At 66.8% G+C, this 542-nt stretch carries 1 protein-coding gene; it reads right to left on the bottom strand.

The window, feature by feature from the left end; translation table 11 throughout:
• Nucleotides 1-542: MmgE/PrpD family protein (locus SB659_RS19050; RefSeq protein WP_410551519.1), on the bottom strand; the 542-nt coding region annotated here is incomplete at both ends.

Here is a 542-nt window from a genome sequence, read left to right as displayed (position 1 = left end):
ATCCAGGCCTGGGCCTGGTATTCGGCGGAGTGTTCCTTGGTGTAGGTGTCCAGGATCGCGCGTTTCGCCTCGCCCGGGAGGGGCAGGGGCACCTCGTAGGAGGCGTCCGGGCCGTCGAGCATCCAGGCGATCACCCCGTCTTCGCCTTCGTAGATCGGCACGGGAGAGGTCTGTCCGCGCATGGCACGGTCGGCGGCTTCGACGGCCATCTTGCCCGCGAACGCCGGGGCGTGGGCCTTCCAGGTGGAGATTTCACCCTTGCGGGACTGGCGTGTGGCGGTGGTGGTGTGCAGTGCCTGCCCGACTGACTGGAAGATCGTCTCAACGTCCAAGCCCAGGAGCGTTCCGATGCCGGCCGCTGCGGAGGGGCCGAGGTGGGCCACGTGGTCGATCTTGTGTTTGTGCAGGCAGATCGCCTTGACCAGGTTCACTTGGATCTCGTACCCGGTGGCGATGGCCCGGACCAGGTCTTTGCCGTTGGAGCCCACATGCTGGGCGACGGCCAGGATCGGCGGGATGTTGTCCCCGGGGTGGGAGTACTC

The sequence above is a fragment of the Arthrobacter sp. SIMBA_036 genome (assembly GCF_046535135.1).
Lineage (GTDB): Bacteria > Actinomycetota > Actinomycetes > Actinomycetales > Micrococcaceae > Arthrobacter.
Note: the sequence above shows the minus strand (reverse complement) of the source record. Positions and strands in the feature narration are given on the sequence as shown.